This window comes from Bacillus sp. 2D03 (genome assembly GCF_003946765.1).
In the GTDB taxonomy this organism is placed as follows: domain Bacteria; phylum Bacillota; class Bacilli; order Bacillales; family Bacillaceae_G; genus Bacillus_A; species Bacillus_A cereus.
Genome location: NZ_RPSJ01000017.1, coordinates 47,531 through 71,708 on the forward strand (window position 1 = coordinate 47,531; position 24,178 = coordinate 71,708).

The window sequence follows — 24,178 nt, forward strand, 5'->3', positions numbered from 1 at the left end:
TATCGTGAATTCTTCATCCTGTTTTAGCGATCGGTAATCTTCTACTCTATTAGTGGGGCATTACCGATCGTTAGAACGATATGTAACTATATTGGTATAGCAAACCGAAGGGAGTCTTGTAATGGACATTTTATTAGCGCTTCTTCCTGCAATTGCATGGGGAAACATCTTATTAGTAAGCGTAAAAATGGGCGGTGGTGCATATAGCCAAACGGTAGGTATGACAATCGGTGCTCTATTCTTCGCAACAATTATGTATGTATTTACTCAACCAGCTTTAACAATGACAATCTTAATTGTTGGTTTTATTTCAGGTTTATTCTGGGCTTTAGGACAAGTAAACCAATTAAAAACAGTTGAAAAACTAGGTGTTTCAACTACTGTAACGATTTCTACTGGTATGCAACTTGTTGCAACTTCTATCTTTGGGGTTATCGCTTTCCGTGAGTGGACTACTACTACAACAATCATTCTGGGAACGATTGCAATCCTATTAATTGTAGTTGGTGTTGTATTCACATCATTAGATGATAAAGAAAATGCTCAGCCACCTGGACAATTGAAAAAAGGACTTCTTACTTTAATTGTTTCTACTTTCGGCTATCTTGTATATGTAATTATTATTCGTTGGTATAATATCGATGGTTGGTCTGCTATTTTACCACAAGCAGTTGGTATGTTTGTTGGTGCAGTTGTACTGACGTCTAAACATAAACCATTTAACAAATATGCAATCCGTAATGCTTTGTCTGGTTTACTATGGGGAACTGGAAACTTATTCTTACTTCTTTCATTACCACGTGTTGGAGTAGCAACAAGCTTCCCATTATCTCAAACCGGAATCGTTATCTCAACATTCGGTGCGATTGTATTCTTAGGTGAAAAGAAAACAAAACGCCAATTGATCTTTATTGCACTCGGTAGTGTTTTAATTATCGGCGGCGCTGTATTACTTGGTATGACAAAAGCATAATCTTATATTCTATTAGTAAACCCCTGAAGCATATATGCTTCAGGGGTTTTTCAATTCTAATTATTTTCTAGATATAATTATTTGTATGTTCTTGCCCCTTATAATTGCTCTTCCACTCTAGCAAACCAGCTACACATATAAAGAGATTAATAACAGCTAATATTAGCATGAATTTCCGCCTTCTCATTATCCATTCCATCTACGGTAAGTCTTTTCTTTTTACAAAATTCTCTTAAAGATGATATCGTTTTTATAACATATCTCTACTAGAAAGGAATAACGGATATGCTAACTAAACATCGAATTTTATTTATTGGTGCCGGTCGTATGGCAGAAGCTATATTTTCCGGATTACTTAAAACAAGCAAAGAGTACATCGAAGAAATTATCGTCTCTAACCGAAGCAACGTAGAAAAGCTAAAACAGTTACAACATCGATATAATGTGTCTACTGCAACAGATTGGAAACAGCATGTTACATCTGTTGATACGGTTGTTTTAGCAATGCCACCTTCTGCTCATGAAGAGTTATTAGCTGAGCTATCTCCGTTACTATCAAATCAACTAGTCGTAACAGTCGCAGCCGGCATTGGACCATCTTATTTAGAAGCTAGACTCCCAAAGGGCACGCCTGTTGCTTGGATTATGCCTAATACAGCTGCTGAAATTGGAAAATCTATCTCCTTATATACAATGGGACAATCAGTAAACGCGATGCATCAAGAAACCCTGCAACTGCTTTTAAAAGGTATTGGTACTTCGCAACTTTGTACTGAGGAAGAAGTTCATCAGCTTACTGCAGTTACTGGAAGTGCACCAGCCTTCCTTTATTACTTTGCTGAAAGCTTAATTGAAACAACAAAAAGTTATGGAGTCGATGAAGAAACCGCAAAACATCTTGTCATTCAAATGATTTCTGGCTCTGCTTCTATGCTCGAACAAACGCAAAATCCAGCTAACCTCCGCGAACAAGTAACAACGCCAGGTGGTTCCACAGCTGAGGGTCTCAAAACTTTATACGAATATAATTTTTCAGAGGCAATTCAAAAAGCAGTAGAAGCAACAAACAAAAAAGCTAGGGGGAAATAATATGATTTTAACAAGTTTAAAAGACTATACAACATTACATAACGGTGTAAAAATGCCTTGGTTTGGTTTAGGTGTTTTTAAAGTAGAAGATGGTTCAGAAGTAATTGATTCTGTAAAAGCAGCAATTAAAAATGGCTACCGCAGCATCGATACTGCAGCAATCTATCAAAATGAAGAAGGCGTTGGACAAGCGATTCGTGAATCCGGTGTTTCACGCGAAGAATTATTTATTACCTCAAAAGTATGGAATAGCGATCAAGGATATGAAACAACACTTCAAGCATTTGAAACTACATTAGAGAAATTAGGTCTAGAATATTTAGATTTATATTTAGTACATTGGCCTGTAAAAGGGAAATATACCGAATCATGGAAAGCATTAGAAAAACTTTATAAAGATGGCCGTGTTCGCGCTATCGGTGTGAGTAATTTCCACATTCACCACTTACAAGACGTATTTGAAATTGCTGAAATTAAGCCAATGGTCAACCAAGTGGAATACCACCCACGTTTAGCACAAGAAGAGTTACATGCATTCTGTAAAGAACATAATATCCAGCTTGAAGCTTGGTCACCATTAATGCAAGGACAACTACTAGATAATCCAACGTTACAAGAAATTGCGACAAAATATAATAAATCAACTGCGCAAATTATTTTACGCTGGGATTTACAAAACGAAGTTGTAACAATTCCCAAATCAATTAAAGAACATCGCATTATTGAAAATGCAAACATCTTCGACTTTGAATTAAGTGCTGATGATATGAAATCAATTCAAGCTTTAAATGAAGATCGTCGCGTTGGTCCAGATCCAGATAACTTTAACTTCTAGTAGAAAAACCACTGCCCTATGCAGTGGTTTTTTTGTTTAAGAAAACTGAATATTTAAACTATATTTCATTTAGTTGACACTTCATTATTTAAGGTGTAAGATTTTGAATTATCAAAGAAACACAAAAATTAATAAAATTTATTCGTTTACTCATTGTATCAAGAGAGGTGGAGGGACTGGCCCTTTGAAACCTCGGCAACAGGTTCATTTTGAATACTGTGCCACTTCCTGCAAGCTTTATGCTTGAAAGATAGAATGAGGGACTTCGTTTATATACGGGTGCATAACTTGTACGTGAAAATCCCTCTTTCTCAATATGAAAAGAGGGATTTTTTATTTTTCATTTCCCTCATCATCATCCAAACTTAATTATTTAGGAGGAAAATTAAATGAAAAAGAAGTTTGTACCCGGTATTGCATCAGTTGTAGGAGTAAGTATTTTATTAACTGGTTGCGGTAGTTATAAAAACGAAGCAAGCGGAGCAAATGCAAAAGACGAGGCACCTAGTAAACAGGTTTTAAACTTATCTTCACCTACTGAAATACGAACAATGGATACGGCTCGTGCTACAGATACTGATTCTGGTCAAGTAATGAGAAACGTATTTGAAGGTTTGTATAATCTTGGTGAAGGTAACAAACCTGTTCCTGGTGTTGCAAAATCTCATGAAGTAAGTGGCGATAAAACGAAATACACATTCCATTTGCGAGATTCAAAATGGTCAAACGGCACTCCTGTTACAGCTAAAGATTTTGTGTTCGCTTGGCAAAGAGCCGTAGATCCAGCAACAGCCTCTGAATATGCATTTCTATTCTTTGATATTAAAAACGCAACAAAAATTAACAACAAAGAACTTCCAGCCGACCAACTTGGTGTAAAAGCAGTTGATGACCATACGTTTGAGGTAGAATTGGAGCGTCCTGTTCCGTATTTTATTAGCTTAACAGCGTTCCCAACATTTCTACCCATTAACGAGGAATTCTTTAAAGCACAAGGTGATAAGTACGCTTTAGAAGATAATACAATCTTGTACAACGGAGCTTTTACACTAAGCGATTGGAAGCACGAACAAAGCTTTAAATTCAAGAAAAACCCTACCTATTGGGATAAAGATACTGTCAAACTAGAAGAAATCAATTTTAACGTCGTAAAAGAAAAATCAACAGAAGTAAATTTTTTCGAGTCAAAACAATTAGATCGTATAAAACTAACATCTGACTTCGTCGATAAATATAAAAAGGATGCTAACTTTAAAGAACGTCCAAACGTAGGCGTACAATTTTTACGTATGAATCAACAAAACAAAGTGCTTCAAAACGTTTCTGCACGCCAAGCAATTGATCAAACAATTGATAGAAAATCCTTTGTAAATACGTTATTAAATGATGGATCTACACCAACATTTGGTCTCGTTCCAAAAAACTTTGCAAAAGGACCTGAAGGAAAAGACTTCCGTACTGCAAATGGCGATTTAACAAAAGTTGATACAAAATCTGCACAAGAGTTATGGAAAAAAGCTAAACAAGAGCTTGGTTCTGAAAAGATAGCATTAGAATTATTAACGAGTGATGCTGACCTTGATAAGAAAACTGGTGAATTCTTAAAAGGACAACTAGAAAAGAATCTAGATGGATTAACAGTAAATATAAAACCGCAACCGCGTAAGCAACAAGTTTCGCTTTTATTAAAAGGTGACTACGAAATCGGAATTGATGGCTGGAGCCCTGACTTTGCGGATCCAATTACATTCCTTGAGCTATTTACAACGAATAACCCTTATAACTTAGATCATTACTCTAATAAGGAATTCGATGAAACAATAGCAAAAGTGAAAACAACTTTAGCTGGTGATGAAAAAGCTCGCTGGGAAGCATTACTAGCATCCGAGAAAATATTATTTAAAGACTCTGTTATCGCTCCTCTTTACCAAAAAGGCGAATCTTATTTAGAACGTTCTTATGTGAAAGGAATTGTGCAAGTAGACTTTGCAGGTCAATTAAACTTCAAGTGGGCAAAAATTGAAAAATAAAGTGAAACTTTAATAAGTGGGGGTTTCTTCATTCCCACTTATTATTAGCCCACACCAATTGTTTTTTTAGCAAAATATATTTAAAATAGGTTCTCTCACACATGAGAATCTGCTTTTTCAATATATTATTCTAAGAAATTAACAATCTATTTTTATTATTGACATATAGTTCTTTTCAGTGTTAATATTCTAAATAATCAAAGAAACGAAATATTTCACCATCAAAATATAATGTCTACTACGTTGAAACATATAACGATAGATTATAGATCAACATGTATATACATATAGAACACCTGATTACCTATAAACAAATATTTATAATAGGTTTTATCTCCTTCTATAGCTACTTCAGACATGGACATTATGACGTTACGAACAACACATTTAGGGAGGAACGAACAATGAAGAAAAAAGTTATACCTGTTGTTGCATCTGTTTTAGGGGCAAGTCTATTACTAACTGCTTGCGGGGGAAATAAAGATAATGCAAGCGGAGCGAAAGCAAACGATAAAGCACCTGATAAACAGGCAATTAACTTATCATTCGCTTCAGAAATTCCAACAATGGATGTTGCAAAAGCAACGGATGGGGAATCCATGAACGTAATGCGCAATGTTTTTGAAGGGTTATATGCAATGGGAGAAGATAATAAACCGGTTCCTGGTGTCGCTGAGTCGGTTGACATTAGTCCCGATAAAACAAAATATACATTCCATCTGCGTGATTCAAAATGGTCAAACGGTACTCCTGTTACAGCAAAGGACTTTGCCTTCGCTTGGCAACGTGCCGTAAATCCTGATACAGCAGCTGAATACGCATTCTTATTCTTCGATATAAAGAATGCGAAACAAATAAACCAAAAACAATTGCCAATTGATCAACTAGGGGTCAAAGCTGTCGATGACAAAACGTTAGAAGTACAACTAGACCGTCCTGTTCCCTACTTCTTAAGCTTAACGACATTCTCAACATTCTTACCAATTAATGAAGAGTACTTAAAATCTCAAGGTGATAAATATGGTTTGGAAACAAATCATTTAATTTACAACGGTGCTTTCACATTAGAGAACTGGAAACATGAACAAAGCTTCCAATTGAAGAAAAACCCTAACTATTGGGATGCTAAAACGGTAAAATTAGAAGAAATCAACTTCAATGTCGTTAAAGATAAGTCTACAGAAGTGAACTTATATGATTCAGGACAAATTGATCGCGTTGCTTTAACTGCAGAGTTTGTTGATAAATATAAGAGCGATCCAAACTTCAAGGAACGCGCTGAAGTCGGCATTCAATTCTTACGACTAAATCAGAAAAATGAAACATTAAAAAATCAACATGCACGCCTTGCTATTAACGGCGCAATGAATAAAAAAGCTTACGTAGAAACAATTTTAAATAACGGCGCTGTTCCAGCTGAAGGAATGGTTCCTGCGAAATTCGCAAAGAGCCCAGAAGGCAACGACTTCCGTAAAGAAAATGGAAATCTAGTCAAGGATGATGTGAAAACAGCGAAAGAAAACTGGAAAAAAGCAAAACAAGAACTTGGTACTGACAAAGTAACAATCGAACTATTAACAAGTGACAATGCTTTAGCTAAAAAGACTGGTGAATATTTAAAAGGTGAATTAGAAAAAAACTTAGACGGATTAACAGTGAATTTAAAACCACAACCACGTAAACAACAGCTAAAACTACTATTAAGTGGTGACTATGAAATTGGTATTGACGGCTGGGGCCCTGACTTCGCTGATCCAATTACATTCTTAGATCTATTTACAACAGATAGTGCTTATAACTTCGATAAATACTCTAACAAAGAGTACGATGAGCTAATTCATAAAGTGAAAACAGATTTAGCTGGCGATGAAAAAGCACGCTTTGAAGCAATGAAGCAAGCTGAAAAAATTCTATTACAAGACGGCGCTGTCGCTCCTTTATACCAACAAGGTCGTTCTTACTTACAACGCTCTTTCATTAAAGGACTTGTAACAACTGACTTCGGTGGTGAGTTTAACTACAAGTGGACAGAAGTTGCAAAGTAACAAAAGTAAAAGGTATCCCATGAAGGATACCTTTTTACTTTTATACAACTTTAACTACAGAGCTTCCTCTTCCCTTTGCCATTCCTTTTATAGCTAAAATCATACCTGCTACTAATTGTATAACCAATACAATAACTAATAATGAAATAATATTTCTTTCTAAACTAACTCCTCCAAATATTATTGTATAATAGCCATTTCCTGCATATATTGCAGGAAATAATTCACCGATTGTTTGATATGTTTTAGAAAGCATTTCATGTGGTACAATTACACCCAAACTTACAAGTTGTAACGATAGTGAGATGATATTGAAAATCATACCTGCATCTCCAAAAACAGTTACAACCATTTGTGTTAATGAAAGAAAGGCGAAGAAGACTATTGTCAATAATCCTCTTTTCCTTCTTTTTGCATTGAACCAAAACTCATCATAAATATAAACACAAACATCAAATATGTTCTCCACGTCAAAGAAGGTATATGCCCTGACCAAAGATAGCTAACTAAATAATTAATTCCCATAATACAAGACGATATTACTAAACTAATACTTATTAGTTTTACATATTTGAGCATATCTTTTCTCCTTGTTTTTTATTTTTCTACTTCTTCAAATTGTAGATTCACTGGCTCTTCTAAAAGTGTTTCATAAAAGTTCTCTGCCAAATCTGTTGAAGGAATTTTTTCATCTACTTCATCAAATCGAATACTATCTAGCCACACACAACCTTCTCCTGATAATAAAACACCAAATGCAATACCAAGTGCTTCTTCTTTTATATCTAATACAACCGAGTACGATTGCCAGTTATTCGTATTTTTAATGGGGCGATTTTGCATATTATCCATAGCGAGCGGTTCTGTATCTTTTCCATCTACTCGCATCCACAATCCTGCCCAATCTCTTACATTTTCACTCTTAATAAATGCTGTAAAACGTAATCTCTTTCCTACATATTTATCCGCTCGGAACATTTGCATTAATGTTGAAAATCCTCCGTGCGTAACATTCTCTTTTGCTTTTATGTATGCAGATACTTTCCCCTGATGGACAACTTCATAATCTAAACCCATCTCATATTCAGCAGGATGACTTCCACTTAAGATCCATCCTTTCGGTATACCTTTTTGCATTGAAACACCCTCTCTTTCTATATAAAATGACTGAAAGTACTTTCGATATTTCTTTGGTGGCAATTGAAACATTCTTTTAAAAGCTCTCGTAAATGCCTCTTGTGAGGAAAAACCGTATTGCACTGCAATATCAATAACAGCTCTCTCCGTTGACACTAAAACTTGCGCAGCATGAGTTAACCTTCTCTTTCGAATATAATCTGTTACACTCATCCCAACATATCTTTGAAAGATGCGATGAAAATGGTACATCGATACTGCACTGTGAGATGCCACTCTTTCTGTTGTAAGCTCCTCATGTAAGTAATTCTCTATATATTCAATTGATTTTTTTATTATCTCTTTATATTCTTCATGCATTTTAGCCCCTCCTCACAACTTCAATTTACCATATACATACAAATCTTTTTTGATTTAAATTGCGGATTAGCCCTTGCAACTACAGAATAATAATTTATTTTCAACACATACATAATTACATGTTTTTGGGAAAAACTTGTATAGAACGAATTGACATAAGGAGGAATTTATAATGAGAATTCTACTATCAGTTTTATTAGCTCTTATGCTAGTACCTGCATTAACAGGATGTAAAGCTCCTGCAAAAGAAGACACAACTTCTAATAAAAAGACGACTGAAGAAGCAAAAAATGAGGCTCCTGCAGATTTAAAACTAAACTTCAATGAATTCGATTTAAAGGCAGACTACCAAGATACAAAGAAAGACTACGAAGCAGACTATAAAAATGTAGCAGCTGATAAGAAAATGGAAGCAAAAATTGAAGATCATAAAGCAGATGTAAAATTAACAGGAGACGAGGCTATCACAAAATTAAGCCCACTCTTACAAGAATTAAAATTTGATAAAAATACTGCTGACCAAGAAGTAATCGATCAAGTAGTGAACGTGTTCAAACTTGATAAAGACTATCAAAAATTTGATTTAGAAGTTGTCTTCTCTGATGGAACGAAAAAAGAATACAAAAGAGAAATAAAATAAAGAGGTAGGCGGTAGTAAGAAGAAAAAATAACCTTGCACAGGCAAGGTTATTTTTTCATTTCTGCTTGAAAACGTTTATAGTATGTTGATGCTGTTGCAAAATTAATTTCTATATCACGAATCAACGATGAATCTTCTTCTTTAGCTAACTTCTGTAATTTTTTCATTGCTTGCTCCGATTCATTCAAGAAACCAACATATACTTCATGTTCTTGCTCTTTCGACTTCGGCACACGAATTTCTTTACGTATATGATCAATATCTTCTAACATGCTCGTTGTTACCTTTTGCACATCTTCTTTATATGTAGCAGTCGTTATTTCCTTACCGCCCTTTTCTTTTGCTACTTCAAATAACTGCAGTGCTTTATTAATTTCTTTATTCATTTTCGTATCGTATTTTTCATGTACTGCACGGTATTCTTTCATCTCTTCTGTTTGTTCTGTAGATTGCTCTACCTTTTCTTTCGGTTCTTTCGTATCTTTATTTCCATTACATCCTGCTAGAAGGAGCATTCCTCCCATTACGGCAATACCCAAAACCTTCTTCATCTCTTCTTCTCCTTTTATCTACAACTATTACTCATTATAGTTTCTTTTATCTCCACTTGTTATTATACCGAGAACATCCTACTTTTTACACTTAAGACGACACCGTAATATATATACCAACATGTTTGTCACAGTATCGTCACTTTATACAAATAATTTTTGCAATGCTTTACTACATCACCTTACAAAACTGTATGAGGTATTTCAAAGAAATGAAAAAAGAACTGATTCAAACATTCCCTTTGAATCAGTTCTTTTTTGTTAAGCCTCTAGATTTTGTTTTTGTTGCAGTTCAAACTGTTTCTCACTTCTTCTGGCCATAAATAGATAACATAACACTGCTCCTACTTCACAAAGCGCAATAACAATACCCATCGGTAATGCTGTATTACTTCCACCGATACCTACTAGCGGAGCAACAAGAGCTCCTGAAATAAACTGTAATAAACCTAATAAAGCTGATGCTGTTCCTGCAGCTTGTTTCTGATTTCTCATCGCTAATGAGAACCCAGTTGTTGATACAACCCCGACACTTGATACAACAAGGAATAACGAACATAAAACACCAATTAAACCTATTCCTAGTACGATTGTCAGTAGTAAAGATAGACCACCAACAGCTGCGATAATAATACCCGCAACAAATAATGTCTTCTCATTCACTTTCCCCGCTAAACGACCCGTTACCTGACTAGCAATAATAATACCGATGCCGTTAATCGCAAAGAATAAACTAAATTGCTGTGGTGATGCTCCGTATATGTTCTGCAACACAAATGGTGAGCCCGAAATGTATGCAAACATTGCCGCTGTTACTAATCCTTGTGACAATGCATATCCCATAAACAGACGGTCCTTTAACAATTTTCCGTACGTCGCCAAAGTCCCTGACAAACCACCCGTTTCTCTTTCTTCAGGAGGTAATGTTTCACGTAATACAAAAGTAGCTGAGATTAACATGAATACGCTAATTGCTCCAAGAACGATGAAAACACCGCGCCACGTTGTAAACTGTAACAATTGCCCCCCAATAATCGGTGCCAAAATAGGTGCTGCTCCGTTTACTAACATAAGCAGTGAGAAAAACTTCGTCATTTCAGAACCTGAGTACATATCTCTTACCATCGCACGTGATATAACAATCCCGGCTGATCCTGAAGCTCCTTGTAGGAAGCGCAATAATACTAATGTCCAAATAGATGGCGCAACAGCACAAAGTAAAGAAGAAGCAACATAAATAATAAGAGCAATAATAAGTGGTTTGCGTCTTCCGTAAATATCACTAATTGAGCCAACAAATAATTGCCCTACTGAAAGCCCAAGTAAACAAGCTGTTAATGTAAGCTGCGCTAGGGATGCACCTGTTTGCAAGTCATCCGTTAACTTCGGTAATGAAGGCAAATACATATCAATAGATAATGGCCCAATTGCCGTAAGTGTCCCTAATACAAGAATCATCCACAACCTGTTTGCCTTTACAGGTTTATATATTTCGTGATTAACTTCATTCACTTTTTCAATTCACCCTTTCCTATACACACTGAATCGTAACAATTATAGTTACATCATAAACATACGTCAAGTACAGTGCATTTTCCTCTTTCATAATGTAAAAAAAGCGATAGAAATTCTACCGCTTTACTTTTTCACATTGCTATTCGTAAATTTAGATACCGAGGCCATCGTCTCTCCCGTATCTAAATATGTAATTTGAATTGGATCTCCTACTTCTGTAAACATAGCATATGGAAATTTCTTCACTGGTATCATAAATACCTTTTGTTCATTCTCTAAAAGTACGTACACGATTGTATTTTCACCAGATTTTTCTTTATATACACGTTGTACAATACCTTCTTTTTGCGCTTCTTTTCCTGTTGAGGTTGGTCTAAATGTATCACCATTACCGCTCATTACGTTTTTATAATTCTCAAGCGCTTCTTTCTGCGAAGAACCTGTCGCAAATATTTTTGCATTAGCAGCATATACAACTGTATGCGCACGTACTAGGCCTCCGTCATCAACAACCGGAATAATCCAAGCTGGTTTACCGTATACGTTATAAATGACAGGCATTGTCCCATGCCATTTCTCTCTCTTAAAGGAATTATCCACTACTTCTGTAGCTGCTGAACCATCCATAATCCCCTTTACTTCTTTTCCATTATAATAATATAGCTTGCCTGTGCGTGCATCTACTAATGAATAGCCTAGAGCTGAATCTACTCCTTCTTTTGGAGAAGTAAAGTCTGTAAAATAATACAGTGTTCCATCTTTACCAAAAATCGGGGTCACGCCTTCTTTCGTTCCCCACTCAGTCGGAATTTTCATATCTGTTTGTGAAAATTTCGTATTCCAAAATCCGTGAATATATTTACCAAAGTACGTATTTAACGTAGATGCAGTCTCATGATTTAATACACCATCAACAAATTTAGGTGCCTTTCCTTTATCATATCTTTTCACTTCACCTGTTTGTGCATCTACTACGACAACACCTTCTACCTCAAATCCAGATCTTCCTGAAATAAATTCACCATACGTCATTGTATAATATGGTTTTCCTTTATCATCAACCTCAAATTTAGGTTTTCCTTTAAAGATTAAATTTGGTTCTGCTTGCCTTACCACACGCTCTAAATTATTACCAAAAAACATGCTTGGCACATATTTCATTTTATAACCGAGGTGCAGTTTCGCTTCCGCATCAGGATTCGTACCTGACATCGTTACATACCCTGGAATTGTCTCAGCTTTACGTGCTTTAAAAAAACCTGAAACTTCAATCGGCGCTACATATAAAGCTTCGCCGTTTACCATTTGTGGCGTTAATTCTCCTAGCTCAAAATAAGCTACTTTTGGAATATCACCAAATACTTTTTTCATCTTATTCTCCGCTGTCTTTGGCGGCACTGTAAACGGCTGGTCATTTTCAGTAAATGGCTCTGAAATATCTTTCTCTACCTTAACAACAGAATCATATTTCTTTTGCGAGATTACTATATCGTGCAAATAACCAAAGTAGCCGTAACTTGCGAGTAAAATAAACATTAGAAGTCCTTTTAATGTACCTTCTAATTTCCCTATTTGATCTTGTGAAAATAAAACAAGCCCAATTAAAATTGCTACTGCAACAGAATAATGAGTAAGAATCGAATCTACTCGATCATCAATTAGCCAAAAGTATTCATAGATTGCAATACCTATCCAAAATAAAACAGGAATAACTAAAATAGATGATTTCTTACCCTTTACAACCTTCTTATCTCCCTTCTTATCCACTGCTCGAAGCTTACTACTACTTCTTGTCCATGGAATCAAAAACAAAGTAAGAATAGCTAAAACTACAAATTTCATCAAAGGCACTGTCCCCTTTTCTTTTGTATTCCCTTTTAGTATAACAAATAAAGGGTATTAAGGTGAAAATAGGAATAGTTATATTTTTTTACTACTTAATACAATCCCGCTCACTACATATAAAATAGATGCAATATAAAAAATTGTACCAATTGTAAAGAAATCTACTAAATATCCCGTGGCAATAACCGCTACTGCTCCGCCAATGGATGTCCACACATGGTATTTTCCAATCTCATAACCAGCCTTTTCCTGCGCAACCTTTCGTGCTAACGAAGTCTTCTCAGTATTACGCTGCACAGCACCTAAAACGCCCATTACAATTTGAAGAATATACACATGCCAAACTTCCGTGGCAATTGGAAAGCAAAGCATTAAGATTGCCATGGACCAAGCGTATATGATTAATAATTTTTTATCCCCTACTTGATCAGATACCTTTCCCACTAGTGGATATACAAGTGCTGATGTTAAAGCAAATAAGCCATACGCCCAGCCAAATTGCGAGAAGCTATTTCCAACGTTTCGAAGCAATAATATATAAAAAGGAAATACCATACTTCCTGCCATCATGATGATACTTTGCGAAGCCACAAATCTTCTATATGTCATTTCGTATACTCCCTATAAAATAAATTCACAAATCTCTCTTCTGAATCTACTTCCTTCTTTTTCTTGAGAAATTCTTCAATGCGAGGATATGCCCTCTTTAACTGCTCTTTCGTTGGATAAGAATAATACGGCAAATAGTAACTACCATTATGCTTTAAAGTAACATCAATCATCTTTCGAATGACATCCTCTGTTTTCTTTATCTCACTCTCTGAGCGTCCCTGGTTAATCAAAAGAACTAGCGCAAACATATCATCTTTCGCATAGGACAAAACTGCATTTTCATTCTTTTCCACGTAACGAATCGTAATGTTGAGTAAATTAAACTCTTCTTCATTTAATACGTTACGTAAATCATCTATATACTCTGTGAAAGCATCTATAGGCACAAAGTATTCTTGTAACACTTCGGTCCTATTTGGATTTTCATATTCCATAAAAGCACTATCTGATCTCATAACATTATTACGCGTCTCATAATTTCCATCTGTACGTTCAAAATAACCTCTTTGTATATCCCAAAATGTATTCTTTCCCCAATCACTATAACGTGATAAACCAAGTAAAAATTTCGGTGCAGCTATAATATTTTCTTCCTTTAATTCACTGTACTCTTCTCTCATATTTTGATTTTGTGCCAAAGTATAATCTGTCACATACATCTCTTTTAAAAATGAATTTGGAGCAACAGAAATACGCGCTAAGTGCATACGAACATTCTCATCTCTTTTCACTTTCTCTTTGAAATAAGATGCGTATTCTTTATAATCTATCATTCTCGTGTGCATTTCATATAATTCATCATCTGTTAACTTCAGCGTCACATCTAAAATAACTCCAAATAAACCGTAACCCCCAATGACATATGGAAATAACTCTGCATTTTCTTCTCTACTTACATTACGTACCGTGCCATCTGCCATTAACAATCTAAATGAATCTACTGTATCAATCAGTGCCTCATGACGAATATCACGCCCGTGTACATTTACACTTAATGAACCGCCAACAGTAAAAATATTTTGAGACTGCATGACCTGTACCGCAAGGCCATAAGGATTTATTTTCTTCTGAATATCATTCCAGGTGACACCACTTTGAACTGTAATCCGCTTCTTCTCTGGATCAAATTCTAATATTTTATTATATCCTTTCATATCGAGCATCGTGCCATTCGGATAATATGTCTGTCCTCCTTGGCTATGTTGCATGCCTGCAATGGAAATTTTCTCTCCTGAAACTTTTGCATCTCGCACTAATTTTATTAACGAGTGCTCTTCCGTAGCACTTTCAACACGTTTTATTTTTATCGGAAGCAATTTACCTACATCACTCATAATAGGATGATCAATTTGTTTTTTATACGTATGTACAGACGTTGCAAGCAAAACCGTATATGCGACAATGACCACTGCTATCTTTCTTTTTTTCAAAGGACACTCTCCTTATTAGCAACAAAAAGAGATACCCGTTCTTTCAGGTACCTCTCTTGACAGTGATTACTTTGCTGCTGGCAATTGTATTGGATCAAATTTATCATACGATGTAAACTTTGCATCCGTAATAATGTGCGCTTTATCCTCACCATTGCTACTCATAACCATATCTATCTTTGCTGATTCATATTTAAAATCTTTTGTAATAATATATTCCCCATCTATTTCTTCTATCTTTGCATTTTGGCCTTGTAGCATTTGTTTCTGCTTTTCATCCATACTAGCTAACATACTCTCTGTCTCTTGCCCTTTTAATGCAAACTTCAGCTTATAATTATCTCCACTTTTCTCCATCTTCACTTTATTTAAAATTTCCGATGGAATCTCTAAATTATCTACCATTCCTTGAGTCGCGTTCATTCCGTTAGCATTCAATTGTTCCTCTGGTACAGACATAATTTCACCCGTATTAGGATTTTTTAACTGACCAGCAATTTTGCCACCCACATCATAAACAACAACCTCTGTACCAGAAACATTCATTTCAGAACGAGAATTTTTTTTCTTCGGCTCTAGTTGCATTTTAGCCTTTATTACATTCATCTCTGTTCCTTCAGCCTTTATTCCCACATCATATGTCATCGTTACATTTTCTTCGTTTTTAAAAGCTTCATTCGCTTTATTAAAAACATCCTTCGCTGTTAATTCCTTTTCTTTCTGCACAGCTTCTTTTTTCGGTTCGTCAGTCTTTTTTGTTTTCTCATTACTACACCCTACTCCTAGACCGACTGCAAGTACTAAACTTGAAATTAAAATAAGTTTTTTCATAACGTCCCCTCCTTCCCAAAAATAATATCATCTCTTTTCCTATGAAATCTATATAATTCGTAATATTTATCTTTAAATTTATTTCCTATATAACAACATGTTTGAGAAAAAGTTTAAATATGATGTAAATAATAACAACTCATTTCAGGAGGTCATTATGAAAGCGATTATTTGTACAAAGTACGGACCACCTAATGTTCTCCAGCTTCAAAATGTAGAAAAGCCTAAACCTAAAAAAAATGAAGTATTAGTTAAAATTCACGCAACAAGTGTATCGACTGGAGATTGTAGAATACGTGGCTTTAATAGCCCACTCTTATTTTGGATTCCTATGCGGATCATATTAGGTTTCAGAAAACCGAGAAAACCTATACTTGGCGTAGAGTTATCCGGTGAAATCGAAGACATTGGAACAGATGTAACACAATTTAAAAAAGGAGATCAAGTTTTTGCATTAACAGAACTAAACCTTGGTGGTTATGCGGAATACACATGCGTGCATGAAAGTGGATTAATAGCATTAAAACCTACCAATGTGACATATGAAGAAGCTGCCGTTATTCCTTTCGGCGGAACTTCAGCATTGCACTTCCTTAGAAAAGGACAGATAAAAAAAGGGCAACGAGTACTTATATATGGCGCCTCTGGGTCAGTAGGGACAGCTGCCATACAACTTGCTAAATACTTCGGGGCGACTGTCACAGCCATTTGTAGTAGTTCGAATTTCGATTTAGTAACAACTTTAGGGGCAGACAACGTAATTGATTATATGAAAGAAGATTTTACTAAGCGGGGCGAGCACTACGATATTATATTTGATGCAGTTGGAAAATATAAAAAGTCTCTTTGTACAGATGCATTAATGCCTAATGGAAAATATGTATCTGTGAACGGAATGATGGCAAAGGTCAGTAAAGAAGATATGAACCTGCTAAAACAACTAGCTGAAACAGAAAAGCTAAAACCTGTTATTGATAGAACTTACCGATTAGAAGAAATTGCTGAAGCTCATATATATGTAGAAAAAGGACATAAAAAGGGGAACGTTTCGATTACCTTAAAATAAAATATATTCTGAAAATATCATTGACAATTCTTTTTGTAAGATTTACTATTAGTACCATATTCAAAACTACATACACATACTCTTATCAAGAGTGGCGGAGGGACTGGCCCGATGATGCCCGGCAACCGAGCTTATGACGTATAAGCTAAGGTGCTAATTCCTGCAAAACGAGTTTTCGTTTTGGAAGATAAGAGAGGAATCTATTTCGTCTATTCGGCACCTCTCTTATTTTTGGGAGGTGCTTTTTATTTTGGAACGTATATGAAGGGGGATTTATAGATGAAAAAGGTATTATTAAGCATTGTAAGCGGAGCAGTATTATTATTAGGCGCATGTAGCGTGAGTTCAGATAAAGAGGTAAAAGCATTAGACGAGAAAAAGATTACTGTCGGTGTAACAGGTGGACCACATGAACAAATTTTTGAAAAGGTAAAAGAAGTTGCAGCAAAAGATGGTCTCGAAATTGATATAAAAGTATTTAATGATTATGTAGCGCCAAACGTATCTTTAGATGAAAAAAGCCTTGATGTAAATAGCTACCAAACGAAATCGTATTTAGATGTATTTAAAGCTGAACGCAATATGAAATTAGCTGAAGTATTTTCAACAGTAACATTCCCTATGGGCGTATATTCTAAAGATATAAAAGATGTAAAAGACTTAAAAGAGGGCGACGCAATTGCTGTACCAAATGACCCAACGAATGAACTTCGAGCTTTAAAATTATTTGAAAAAGCAGGGGTTTTAAAAGTTGATCCGAAGGCTACAGAAAAAGCGACTGCAAAAGATGTAATTGAAAATCCAAAAAAATTAAAGATTGTCGAATTAGAGGCATCTCAATTACCAACACAACTAAGTGAAGTGAAAGCAGCTGCTATTAACACAAACTTTGCATTAGGTGCAAAATTAAGTCCAGCGAAAGATTCTATCTTCCGCGAAGGAAAAGATTCACCATATGTGAACTGGGTCGTTGTTCGTACTGAAAATAAAGATGATGCCGTTGTAAATAAATTAAAGAAAGCTTATCAGTCTAAGGAAGTAAAAGAGTTTATCGAGAAAAAATTTGATGGTTCAGTTTTACCATCTTGGTAGGAGCTGACGATAATGATTGAATTACAAAACATATCCAAAGTATTTACAACAAAAAAAGGGAATGTTGAGGCTCTTAAGTCTACTTCCCTTAAAGTAGAAAAAGGCGAGGTATTTGGAATCATTGGGTATAGTGGCGCTGGTAAAAGTACATTGATTCGATGTGTAAATTTATTAGAAAAACCAACGACAGGAAATATCATTGTAAACCAACAAGACTTAACAACATTATCGACAAAAGAACTAGCAAAAGCGAGACAAAGAATCGGAATGATCTTCCAAGGATTCAATTTACTTAAAACTGTTACCGTTTATGAAAATATCGCATTACCGTTACGGCTTGCTGGCATTCCAAAAGCAGAAATTGAAAAAAGAGTAGAAAAGTATTTACGCATTGTCGATCTTTTTAATCGAAAAGATGCGTATCCAAGCGAACTTTCTGGTGGTCAAAAACAGCGTGTTGCAATTGCTCGTGCGCTATCACATGAACCTGAAGTGTTATTAAGTGATGAAGCAACGAGCGCATTAGATCCCGAAACAACCGATTCTATCCTTGATTTGTTATTAAAGATTAACGAAGAAATCGGAATTACGATTTTACTCATTACACATGAAATGAATGTCATCCAGCGTATATGTGACCGCGTTGCTGTTATGGAACATGGATCTGTAGTCGAAAGTGGGACTGTAAAAGATATTTTCACAAACCCACAACATGTAACAACGAAGAAATTTGTAAATAGCGCATTTGCAGCGAAAATTCCAGAAGAGGTACAGAAAGAACTACAAAGTACTGGAGAAATTGTAACACTTTCATTTATTGGCACTACTTCAGGGGAACCTGCCTTAGCCGTTGCCACAAAACGTTTCCAAGTGTATCCGAATATTTTATCCGGTAATATTACGCAGTTAAAACATGAAACATATGGGAAACTAGTCGTTCATATGCAAGGGGAACAAAATGAAATCCACCGTGTTTTATCATTTTTACAAGGGCAAGGAATCATCGTAGAAGGAGGTAGAACAGACTATGGGAAACAAGTCCTTTTTGGATGAATGGGGTAAAGTCATATGGGAAGCAACAATCCAAACATTTCAAATGACATCTATTTCATTACTCATCTCGATCCTTATTGCACTGCCACTTGGCGTCACACTTGTTTTAACGAGACCTGGTGGGCAACGTGAAAATAAAATCATCTATCCTATTCTTAATACAATTATTAATATCATTCGCTCTCTTCCATTTATCATTCTATTATTCTTCATCTTACCTTTTACAAAGTTTCTAATGGGAACGTCCATTGGCGTGCAAGGTGTTATCGTACCGCTTGTCGTCTTCACAGCCCCTTATATCGCACGTTTAATGGAGACAGCTTTACTAGAAGTCGATCGCGGTGTCATTGAAGCCTACCAAGCGATGGGCGTTTCTACTATAAAAATCATTTGGCACGTTATGGTGAAAGAAGCACGTCCCTCCCTTGTACTCGGATTAACAATCGCAACGATCGGCTTAATCGGCGCAACAGCAATGGCTGGCCTTGTAGGTGCTGGCGGGCTAGGGGATTTAGCATACCGCTTCGGACATTTACGCTACGAGCCTGAAGTAATGTATGCAACTGTCTTTATTTTAATTATCCTCGTTCAAGGATTACAGTCTTTAGGGAATGGTGTTGCACGAAGATTGAAGAAAGATTAAAAAAGAAGGCATCTCACCCTGGTGAGATGCCTTCTTTTTTATCTTTTAAATCCACCTTCTGAATGAATAACTTGCCCAGTAATCCACTCGGCTTCTTCACTTACTAGAAATTTAATGAGTCTAGCTGCATCCCTTGGCTCACCAATTCTGCCAAAAGGAAACATCGGCTTTAACCCTTGTTTTATCTCTTCAGTCATCCATCCTGTATCGGTTGGTCCTGGATTAATTGCATTCACTGTTATTCCTAAATGAGCTACCTCTGCTGACAACGTACTAGTAAGAGCATCAATAGCTCCCTTCGTTGTCGCATAAGCTAGTTCTCCTGCCATAGGACCTTGAAATTGCCCCGAAGTAATATTAACAATTCTACCACCAGATTTCTTATCAAATCCCCGAGAAAATTGACTACTTAACAGGGTACTCGCACGAACATTTACCATATAATGCTTATCTAATTCTTCAACAGTCAACGTAGAGAAATCATTATTCGTAGAATATGCTGCATTATTAATTAATATATGAGGGTACCCTAATTGTTCAGTAACTTTATTTATAAGCTCTTTTGGTGCATCATTCTGAGTTAAATCTAACTCCATACTTGATACTTTAACACCGTTTTTTAGTAACTCTTCTTTTAATTGTATTTGTTCATTTTTATCAACGCCCCAAGGCATCTCTTTATCGTAAGCTGTCCAATACGTAAAAAATATATCGTATCCTGATTCAGCTAATTCTTTACAAATCGCTGCCCCTATACCATCTAGACGACTTACCCCTGTAATAACTGCTACTTTATTTTTTAATTGGTTCATCATATACTCCTCCAAGTTTAAAGGACGCATATTTTATATAAGAGATATAAACTTTCCCACAAAAAAGACAGATACATAAAATAGACACCTATCCTTATAAAAGGGATGTACAAGCCAAATATGCATTCCTTGAATGATTTACAGATAACTAAATAAACCCTCGCTTATGAGAGCAAAATTTATCTATCTAGTAGTTTCTAATCATTACAAGTTCATCCACATATTGAGTCTTTGTCTCCTTTACATATATCTCTATTCTTAGTTTATCAAAGCAGATAAAATGTTACAAAAAATAAAACAATTATTCACAACTTATCCTTGTTCACATTCTCTCCATTGTGAATCTTTTCACATTGGATATATAATAAACGTGTAAATACAATATTGGAGGGATTTCAATGGTTATCAATTTTTTAAGAACTGATAAACGTGCTACTTTCATATTATTACTTTTACGGCTTTACATAGGATATACATGGTTCGCTGCTGGGATAGGCAAAGTCTTCGGACAATCTTTTGACGCAAGTGGCTTTCTAAAGGGTGCTATTGCTCAAGCATCAGGGGACCACCCTGCAGTACAAAGTTGGTGGGCAGATTTCCTTCAACATTTTGTCCTTCCAAACGCAGACCTATTTAGCTTTTTAGTTCAATGGGGAGAAATTTTAGTAGGTCTAGGTTTAATTTTAGGCGGATTAACAAAAACAGCTGCATTTTTCGGAATCATAATGAATCTTTCATTTTTATTAAGCGGAACTGTTAGTGTAAACCCAAACCTGCTTATTTTGACTATGTTCATTTTAGTTGCAGGGCAGAACGCTGGACGTATTGGATTAGATGGCTATGTTTTCCCTAAACTTTTCCGTAAAAACAACCACGGAATATATAAATTAAGTAAAACTGCGTAGTAACAATTTACTTTTAAAATATAAATAAGAAAAAGAGCCTGAATATAGGCTCTTTTTCTTATTTATCCTAATTTAAACTTTTAACGAACCACGAAAACCTCTGGCAGCATAGTAAGAGTCTGCTCCATTGTGGTACACGAAAACATGTCCAAAGCGATAATCGCAAAATAGAGCACCACCAAGCTCTCTAATATCTGAAGGTGTTTGTACCCAACTCGATGATTTCATATCAAAATCTCCAAGTTGTTGTAACTCTCGATATTGTTCTTCCGTTAATAACTCAATACCCATAGCGGCCGCCACATCAATAGCGTTATTTTCTGGTTTATGCTTTTTTCTTGATTCTAACGCTTCAAGATCATAACAAAGACTTCTGCGGCCTTTAGGACTCTCCTTTGAACAATCATAGAAAGTATATTCGTCCTTTTCTTCATCATAACCAATAACATCCGGCTCACCACCAGTTACTTCCATTTCGTTAAGTGACCATAATTTTTCAGCATTAGCTTCTATCTTCGCTTCAACTTTAGCCCATTCAAGACCTTCATGGCGGTTCATGTTTTTCTCAAAACGAGCTTGCAATACTTTCAATAACTCTTCACGTTTTTCTACTAATAAGTCATTTTTATTTCCTGTCATATTAGTCCTCCCTGATATATGTACTGATAGTAGTTTAAGTATATATTTTATAATAAATCATCTCAATATGAAGACCGTTTCGATCATATATCTTGTACAAACATCTATTACAAAGTCCTAAAACCCTCCATACTCTCTTCAAGCATATAGTGTGAAAACCACATCAAGTTCTGCTTCATAATAGCCACATGAACTCCTGGTTGGTCAGAACTATATGCCATTCCTTTAAATATAATTAATTCTGTATCAACTTCCATATCCATTAATCCTTGATATAGATCATATGCATTTGTAATTGGAATTCTTGCATCCTTTTCCCCATGTTGAATTAAGGTAGGCGTACAAGCTGATTTAATATACGTCATAGGTGATGTCTTCGTATATATATCTGGATCATTCCATGGAGTATTTCCTAAATACATTCTAATAAAGTAAGGTATATCTGTATTTACATAATGGGTACTCCAGTTAGTTATTCCACCGCCAACTGAAATAGCTTTAAACCTTCTACTAAATGTAGAACAGAAAGCTGATACATATCCACCGTTGCTCCATCCCATAACTCCTACTCTATCTTTATCTACTACCCCTTGATCAACTAGTTTATCAACTCCTGATATAACATCGTCGTAGTCAGCAATCCCCTGTTTTCTATAGTTAGCTTTTAAAAATTCATTACCATAACCTGAACTTCCTCTGTAATTTGGCTCTAAAACGATAAAGCCTTTTTCAACAAACTGTTCAATCGGATATTTCTCATTGAAGCAGTCTGAAAATATCGGAAAAGATGCCCAAGCCGGACCACCGTGAATTACTACTAATAAAGGATATTTTTTATTAGTGTCAAACTCTACTGGCGTTGATAAAACACCTTCTATTTCAAGACCATCACTACTTTTCCACGAGATGATTTCCCTGTTACTTTTAAGTTTCCCTTTGAAAAAGCTATTTTCATCCGTTATTTTTTTATCGTCTAAATAGATTTCAAAGGTTTCATTTGTTATAGCCTTATTATAGGTTATATGATTTCCATCCTTTGTTATAGAGGCATCCATTATAAAGCCATCTACCTTGTCGCTTAATGCTTCCACAGTGCCATCTTCAGCTAGTAATCCAATACGATAATTCGTTTTATCCTGCCATCTAATTAAAATTCCTTTAGCTGTCCACTGTAATGGCATAACTGTACTATCAAAGTTTGTTAGAGGCTGAATTACCTCTCCAGTATTCATATCATATATCTCTAACGTACTATCTTGTATATGGTTTCTATAGTAATCCTTCTCTCTTATGCTTGCTGTGTAACATATTTTACTGCCGTCAGGAGAAAAGCAAACACTCCCTCCCAACAACTTATCCACATTCAGCTTTTGTAGCTCCCCAGCTTTAATATGGAGTATGTATAGATCTCCATTTATATAATCTGCCATATTTGAGCTTGGTGTCGCCATAAATACAACCTTTTTACCATCATTTGAAATATCAAATTCATGGATATGAAAATCCTTACCATCCGTTAATTGATAAACAACTCTGTTCTCGTGTTCATCTGTATCACTTTGTATCACCTTTTCTATTTCAATGTAATATAAACAATTATTCTGGTGTTCCTTACCTATATGTTGAAAATCTCCATATAGGTCCTTACGTTTCTTTATCTCTTCACATTCTTTTGACTGCGTAACATAATAAAGACCCTTGCCAGTAGGACCCCATTTGAATGTACTGACTCCTTCTTTCTCATCAGTAATTTGAACCTCTCTATAATCATCTAGTGACTTAACAAATATCTGATTTCCCCCATCACCAACTGGACTAAGATATGCGATACACCTAGCATCTGGAGACCATAATGGGTGTGTACTATCTATATCACCATTTGATAATGGGTAACTCTGCTTCTTATCTTTTTCATATATCCATACATGATTCCTATATATATTGTCTTTCCAATCAGCCGTCTTCTTAACAAATGATACGTTTTTACCATCATCACTTATGTTTGTACTTGATACGGTTGGTAATGAAATAATCTCTTCTATACTTAAATATGTTTTTGCTTTCACTTTCATATA

At 35.6% G+C, this 24,178-nt stretch carries 23 protein-coding genes and 2 riboswitches; of the genes, 11 read left to right on the forward strand and 12 right to left on the reverse strand.

The window, feature by feature from the left end; all coding sequences use genetic code 11:
- Nucleotides 1–121 precede the first annotated feature (121 nt).
- From EBQ15_RS27735 to EBQ15_RS27755, 5 genes are all read left to right on the forward strand, one after another.
- The gene (locus EBQ15_RS27735; protein WP_000353544.1) at nucleotides 122–973 is read left to right on the forward strand and encodes a GRP family sugar transporter; all 852 of its coding nucleotides are present in this window, start codon (nucleotides 122–124) and stop codon (nucleotides 971–973) included.
- Between the two features lie 285 nt (nucleotides 974–1,258).
- Nucleotides 1,259–2,062, forward strand: a complete 804-nt coding sequence (gene proC / locus EBQ15_RS27740; protein ID WP_000956280.1) for a pyrroline-5-carboxylate reductase — start codon at nucleotides 1,259–1,261, stop codon at nucleotides 2,060–2,062.
- Nucleotide 2,063: 1 nt separating this feature from the next.
- Nucleotides 2,064–2,897, forward strand: coding sequence for an aldo/keto reductase (locus EBQ15_RS27745; protein WP_000604197.1), 834 nt, complete (start codon nucleotides 2,064–2,066; stop codon nucleotides 2,895–2,897).
- A 152-nt stretch (nucleotides 2,898–3,049) separates the two neighbouring features.
- Nucleotides 3,050–3,154, forward strand: a riboswitch (SAM riboswitch).
- 132 nt (nucleotides 3,155–3,286) lie between these two features.
- Nucleotides 3,287–4,927 (forward strand): peptide ABC transporter substrate-binding protein, encoded by a 1,641-nt coding sequence (locus tag EBQ15_RS27750; protein ID WP_000726465.1) that lies wholly within the window; start codon nucleotides 3,287–3,289, stop codon nucleotides 4,925–4,927.
- A 404-nt stretch (nucleotides 4,928–5,331) separates the two neighbouring features.
- Nucleotides 5,332–6,972: a peptide ABC transporter substrate-binding protein gene (locus EBQ15_RS27755; RefSeq protein WP_000730942.1), complete on the forward strand. Its 1,641-nt coding sequence runs from the start codon at nucleotides 5,332–5,334 to the stop codon at nucleotides 6,970–6,972.
- Nucleotides 6,973–7,012: 40 nt separating this feature from the next.
- Here EBQ15_RS27755 and EBQ15_RS27760 read toward each other — a convergent pair whose 3' ends face one another.
- The 3 genes from EBQ15_RS27760 to EBQ15_RS27770 are packed head-to-tail and all read right to left on the reverse strand — an operon-like array spanning nucleotide 7,013 to nucleotide 8,469.
- Nucleotides 7,013–7,363 carry an ABC-2 transporter permease gene (locus tag EBQ15_RS27760; protein WP_000156941.1) on the reverse strand — a complete coding sequence of 117 codons (351 nt, stop codon included), beginning with the start codon at nucleotides 7,361–7,363 and terminating at the stop codon, nucleotides 7,013–7,015.
- Nucleotides 7,360–7,551 carry a hypothetical protein gene (locus EBQ15_RS27765; protein WP_000922547.1) on the reverse strand — a complete coding sequence of 64 codons (192 nt, stop codon included), beginning with the start codon at nucleotides 7,549–7,551 and terminating at the stop codon, nucleotides 7,360–7,362. The genes EBQ15_RS27760 and EBQ15_RS27765 overlap by 4 nt, the downstream gene beginning before the upstream one ends.
- Nucleotides 7,552–7,569: 18 nt before the next feature.
- On the reverse strand, nucleotides 7,570–8,469 hold the full coding sequence (locus EBQ15_RS27770; protein ID WP_000544211.1) for a helix-turn-helix transcriptional regulator: 900 nt from the start codon (nucleotides 8,467–8,469) through the stop codon (nucleotides 7,570–7,572).
- Between the two features lie 172 nt (nucleotides 8,470–8,641).
- Here EBQ15_RS27770 and EBQ15_RS27775 point away from each other — a divergent pair, with 172 nt between their 5' ends.
- Complete coding sequence (locus EBQ15_RS27775; protein ID WP_001221553.1) at nucleotides 8,642–9,109, forward strand: YusW family protein; 468 nt, start codon at nucleotides 8,642–8,644, stop codon at nucleotides 9,107–9,109.
- 47 nt (nucleotides 9,110–9,156) lie between these two features.
- Here EBQ15_RS27775 and EBQ15_RS27780 read toward each other — a convergent pair whose 3' ends face one another.
- The 6 genes from EBQ15_RS27780 to EBQ15_RS27805 all read right to left on the reverse strand — a co-directional run bounded on the left by EBQ15_RS27780 (nucleotide 9,157) and on the right by EBQ15_RS27805 (nucleotide 15,893).
- A complete protein-coding gene (locus EBQ15_RS27780; RefSeq protein ID WP_000756518.1) occupies nucleotides 9,157–9,660 on the reverse strand; it encodes a hypothetical protein in 504 nt (167 codons plus the stop codon).
- 261 nt (nucleotides 9,661–9,921) lie between these two features.
- Nucleotides 9,922–11,181 carry a multidrug effflux MFS transporter gene (locus tag EBQ15_RS27785; RefSeq protein WP_223153447.1) on the reverse strand — a complete coding sequence of 420 codons (1,260 nt, stop codon included), beginning with the start codon at nucleotides 11,179–11,181 and terminating at the stop codon, nucleotides 9,922–9,924.
- A gap of 117 nt (nucleotides 11,182–11,298) precedes the next feature.
- Complete coding sequence (locus EBQ15_RS27790; RefSeq protein ID WP_000674048.1) at nucleotides 11,299–13,017, reverse strand: DUF3981 domain-containing protein; 1,719 nt, start codon at nucleotides 13,015–13,017, stop codon at nucleotides 11,299–11,301.
- A 78-nt stretch (nucleotides 13,018–13,095) separates the two neighbouring features.
- Nucleotides 13,096–13,629, reverse strand: coding sequence for an MFS transporter (locus EBQ15_RS27795; protein WP_000222367.1), 534 nt, complete (start codon nucleotides 13,627–13,629; stop codon nucleotides 13,096–13,098).
- Entirely contained in the window at nucleotides 13,626–15,062 is a 1,437-nt protein-coding gene (locus EBQ15_RS27800) for an FAD-binding oxidoreductase (RefSeq protein WP_000746282.1), read from the reverse strand. Before EBQ15_RS27800 ends, EBQ15_RS27795 begins: the two co-directional genes overlap by 4 nt.
- A 66-nt stretch (nucleotides 15,063–15,128) precedes the next feature.
- On the reverse strand, nucleotides 15,129–15,893 hold the full coding sequence (locus EBQ15_RS27805; protein WP_000733612.1) for a DUF6612 family protein: 765 nt from the start codon (nucleotides 15,891–15,893) through the stop codon (nucleotides 15,129–15,131).
- 157 nt (nucleotides 15,894–16,050) lie between these two features.
- On the opposite strand from EBQ15_RS27805, the gene EBQ15_RS27810 reads away from it, so the two are divergent.
- From EBQ15_RS27810 to EBQ15_RS27825, 4 genes are all read left to right on the forward strand, one after another.
- Nucleotides 16,051–16,959, forward strand: coding sequence for an NAD(P)-dependent alcohol dehydrogenase (locus tag EBQ15_RS27810; RefSeq protein ID WP_000643864.1), 909 nt, complete (start codon nucleotides 16,051–16,053; stop codon nucleotides 16,957–16,959).
- Nucleotides 16,960–17,038: 79 nt separating this feature from the next.
- A riboswitch (SAM riboswitch) is annotated at nucleotides 17,039–17,153 on the forward strand.
- Nucleotides 17,154–17,238: 85 nt separating this feature from the next.
- On the forward strand, nucleotides 17,239–18,051 hold the full coding sequence (locus tag EBQ15_RS27815) for a MetQ/NlpA family ABC transporter substrate-binding protein (RefSeq protein WP_000756992.1): 813 nt from the start codon (nucleotides 17,239–17,241) through the stop codon (nucleotides 18,049–18,051).
- 12 nt (nucleotides 18,052–18,063) lie between these two features.
- Nucleotides 18,064–19,104, forward strand: coding sequence for a methionine ABC transporter ATP-binding protein (locus tag EBQ15_RS27820; protein ID WP_000571622.1), 1,041 nt, complete (start codon nucleotides 18,064–18,066; stop codon nucleotides 19,102–19,104).
- On the forward strand, nucleotides 19,079–19,747 hold the full coding sequence (locus EBQ15_RS27825) for a methionine ABC transporter permease (RefSeq protein ID WP_000527151.1): 669 nt from the start codon (nucleotides 19,079–19,081) through the stop codon (nucleotides 19,745–19,747). Before EBQ15_RS27820 ends, EBQ15_RS27825 begins: the two co-directional genes overlap by 26 nt.
- 38 nt (nucleotides 19,748–19,785) lie before the next feature.
- Here the strand turns inward: EBQ15_RS27825 and EBQ15_RS27830 are convergent, their stop codons facing one another.
- On the reverse strand, nucleotides 19,786–20,562 hold the full coding sequence (locus tag EBQ15_RS27830) for an SDR family oxidoreductase (RefSeq protein ID WP_001987627.1): 777 nt from the start codon (nucleotides 20,560–20,562) through the stop codon (nucleotides 19,786–19,788).
- Nucleotides 20,563–20,957: 395 nt separating this feature from the next.
- On the opposite strand from EBQ15_RS27830, the gene EBQ15_RS27835 reads away from it, so the two are divergent.
- Complete coding sequence (locus EBQ15_RS27835; protein WP_000236358.1) at nucleotides 20,958–21,464, forward strand: DoxX family membrane protein; 507 nt, start codon at nucleotides 20,958–20,960, stop codon at nucleotides 21,462–21,464.
- Between the two features lie 72 nt (nucleotides 21,465–21,536).
- Here EBQ15_RS27835 and EBQ15_RS27840 read toward each other — a convergent pair whose 3' ends face one another.
- Both EBQ15_RS27840 and EBQ15_RS27845 read right to left on the reverse strand, forming a co-directional pair.
- Nucleotides 21,537–22,103 (reverse strand): DUF4256 domain-containing protein, encoded by a 567-nt coding sequence (locus tag EBQ15_RS27840; protein WP_000147388.1) that lies wholly within the window; start codon nucleotides 22,101–22,103, stop codon nucleotides 21,537–21,539.
- Between the two features lie 107 nt (nucleotides 22,104–22,210).
- The gene (locus EBQ15_RS27845; RefSeq protein ID WP_000864891.1) at nucleotides 22,211–24,175 is read right to left on the reverse strand and encodes a S9 family peptidase; all 1,965 of its coding nucleotides are present in this window, start codon (nucleotides 24,173–24,175) and stop codon (nucleotides 22,211–22,213) included.
- Nucleotides 24,176–24,178: the final 3 nt, after the last annotated feature.

Excerpts from the sequence above, each read along its gene's own strand:
- EBQ15_RS27735 (WP_000353544.1), top strand. The coding sequence starts at position 122 with ATGGACATTTTATTAGCGCTTCTTCCTGCAATTGCATGGGGAAACATC.
- proC (WP_000956280.1), top strand. The coding sequence starts at position 1,259 with ATGCTAACTAAACATCGAATTTTATTTATTGGTGCCGGTCGTATGGCA.
- EBQ15_RS27745 (WP_000604197.1), top strand. The coding sequence starts at position 2,064 with ATGATTTTAACAAGTTTAAAAGACTATACAACATTACATAACGGTGTA.
- EBQ15_RS27750 (WP_000726465.1), top strand. The coding sequence starts at position 3,287 with ATGAAAAAGAAGTTTGTACCCGGTATTGCATCAGTTGTAGGAGTAAGT.
- EBQ15_RS27755 (WP_000730942.1), top strand. The coding sequence starts at position 5,332 with ATGAAGAAAAAAGTTATACCTGTTGTTGCATCTGTTTTAGGGGCAAGT.
- EBQ15_RS27765 (WP_000922547.1), bottom strand. The coding sequence starts at position 7,551 with ATGCTCAAATATGTAAAACTAATAAGTATTAGTTTAGTAATATCGTCT.
- EBQ15_RS27770 (WP_000544211.1), bottom strand. The coding sequence starts at position 8,469 with ATGCATGAAGAATATAAAGAGATAATAAAAAAATCAATTGAATATATA.
- EBQ15_RS27775 (WP_001221553.1), top strand. The coding sequence starts at position 8,642 with ATGAGAATTCTACTATCAGTTTTATTAGCTCTTATGCTAGTACCTGCA.
- EBQ15_RS27780 (WP_000756518.1), bottom strand. The coding sequence starts at position 9,660 with ATGAAGAAGGTTTTGGGTATTGCCGTAATGGGAGGAATGCTCCTTCTA.
- EBQ15_RS27790 (WP_000674048.1), bottom strand. The coding sequence starts at position 13,017 with ATGAAATTTGTAGTTTTAGCTATTCTTACTTTGTTTTTGATTCCATGG.
- EBQ15_RS27795 (WP_000222367.1), bottom strand. The coding sequence starts at position 13,629 with ATGACATATAGAAGATTTGTGGCTTCGCAAAGTATCATCATGATGGCA.
- EBQ15_RS27805 (WP_000733612.1), bottom strand. The coding sequence starts at position 15,893 with ATGAAAAAACTTATTTTAATTTCAAGTTTAGTACTTGCAGTCGGTCTA.
- EBQ15_RS27810 (WP_000643864.1), top strand. The coding sequence starts at position 16,051 with ATGAAAGCGATTATTTGTACAAAGTACGGACCACCTAATGTTCTCCAG.
- EBQ15_RS27815 (WP_000756992.1), top strand. The coding sequence starts at position 17,239 with ATGAAAAAGGTATTATTAAGCATTGTAAGCGGAGCAGTATTATTATTA.
- EBQ15_RS27820 (WP_000571622.1), top strand. The coding sequence starts at position 18,064 with ATGATTGAATTACAAAACATATCCAAAGTATTTACAACAAAAAAAGGG.
- EBQ15_RS27825 (WP_000527151.1), top strand. The coding sequence starts at position 19,079 with ATGGGAAACAAGTCCTTTTTGGATGAATGGGGTAAAGTCATATGGGAA.
- EBQ15_RS27830 (WP_001987627.1), bottom strand. The coding sequence starts at position 20,562 with ATGATGAACCAATTAAAAAATAAAGTAGCAGTTATTACAGGGGTAAGT.
- EBQ15_RS27835 (WP_000236358.1), top strand. The coding sequence starts at position 20,958 with ATGGTTATCAATTTTTTAAGAACTGATAAACGTGCTACTTTCATATTA.
- EBQ15_RS27840 (WP_000147388.1), bottom strand. The coding sequence starts at position 22,103 with ATGACAGGAAATAAAAATGACTTATTAGTAGAAAAACGTGAAGAGTTA.
- EBQ15_RS27845 (WP_000864891.1), bottom strand. The coding sequence starts at position 24,175 with ATGAAAGTGAAAGCAAAAACATATTTAAGTATAGAAGAGATTATTTCA.